Annotated in this window: 1 protein-coding gene; it reads left to right on the forward strand. The window is 69.5% G+C overall.

Going from position 1 to position 1,742, the window contains the following annotated elements; translation table 11 throughout:
* Positions 1-1,742: condensation domain-containing protein (locus tag ACFYWI_RS38430; protein ID WP_389240828.1), on the forward strand; the 1,742-nt coding region annotated here is incomplete at both ends.

Below are 1,742 nucleotides of genomic sequence, written 5' to 3' on the forward strand. Positions count from 1 at the left end.
GCGCTGCCCGCTCCCGGCCACATGGGCGGGTCGGGTGGGCGTGCTCCTGCGACGCCCGTCGAGGAGGTGCTGTGCGGGCTGTTCGCCGAGGTGCTCGGTCTGGAGTGGGTCGGCGCCGACGACTCGTTCTTCGAGCTCGGCGGTGACTCACTGCTGGCCATGCGGCTCATCGCCCGGATCCGCGCCGTCCTGGACACGGAAGTGAGCATCCGGGCGCTGTTCTCCACGCCGAGGGTCGCCGAGGTGGCCCGTCTGATCGACGCGCCGGCCGGCCGGACGCGGGTGGCACTGACGCCCAGGCCGCGTCCCGAGGAGCTGCCGTTGTCGTTCGAGCAGCAGCGGATGTGGTTCCTGAACCGCCTTGAAGGAGCCGGGGACGGTGCGGCCTACAACATGCCGCTGGCGTTGCGCATGTCCGGTGAGCTCGACGTGGCAGCGCTGGAGGCAGCCCTCGGCGATGTCGCCGACCGGCACGAAAGCCTTCGGACGATCTTTCCCGAGGCCGACGGTGCTCCGCGTCAGCAAGTGCTGGAAGGCACGGCCGGAGGTCCGCCGCTGGTGGTCGTCGAGACCACAGAGGACCAGCTCCCGCAGATGCTCGCCGCCCACATGGGCCGGGGCTTCGATGTGAGCGTCGATCTGCCGTGGCGGGTCCGACTGCTGACGTTCGCGCCGTCCGAGTTCGTGCTGCTGATGGTGGCGCACCACATCGCGGTCGACGGCTGGTCGATGGGCGTGCTGGCACGGGATCTCGAGGTGGCGTACTCGGCCCGGTGCAACGGCCGGATCCCGGGCTGGCAGGCGTTGCCGGTGCAGTACGCCGACTATGCGCTCTGGCAGCGCGAGGTGATGGGCGAACCGAACGACCCGGACAGCCTGATCAGCGGTCAGTTGGACTACTGGCGACAGACGCTCGAGGGAGCGCCGCAGGAACTGGTTCTGCCGACCGACCGGTCGCGACCGGTCGAGTCCTCCTTCCGCGGCGGCATGGTGCCGGTGCGCGTGAACGCGGAGACCCATGCCCGGCTGCTCGAGGTGGCGCGGGGCGGCAACTCCACGATGTTCATGGTCGTACACGCCGCGTTGACGGTCCTGCTGTCGCGCCTGGGCGCGGGGACGGACATTCCGATCGGGACTGCGACGGCGGGCCGTGGCGATGCGGCGCTGGACGGCCTGGCCGGGTTCTTCGTCAACACCCTGGTCCTACGGACGGACCTGAGCGGCGATCCCTCCTTCCAGGAGCTCTTGGCCCGGGTGCGGGAGACCGACCTGTCGGCCTACGGTCACCAGGACCTGCCGTTCGAGCGCATTGTCGAGGACCTGAACCCGTCCCGGTCGCTGTCCCGAAACCCGCTGTTCCAGATCATGCTCGTCCTCCAGAACCTGCCCAAGACGCAGGGCCGGTGGGACCTGCCGGGGTTGGAGGTGAGCCCGGTGGCTTCCGATTCGAAGGAGATGACGGCCAAGTTCGACCTTTCGCTGACCCTGTCCGAGCATCGCGGCGATGCGGGGGACGCGGCCGGGCTCGACGGCGCGCTCGTGTACGCCCTCGACCTGTTCGACGAGGACACAGCCCGGGCTCTGGGGGAGCGCCTGGTGCGGGTACTCGAGCAGGTCGCGGAGGACCCGACGGCCCGGCTCAGCGACATCGACGTCGTGGACGAGATCGAGCGCTCCTTGGTGGTGGCGGAGTGGAATGACACGGCTCGTCCGGTTCCTGTCGGCACTTTGGCGGAGTTGTT

The organism is Streptomyces sp. NPDC002889, from assembly GCF_042888425.1.
Lineage (GTDB): Bacteria > Actinomycetota > Actinomycetes > Streptomycetales > Streptomycetaceae > Streptomyces.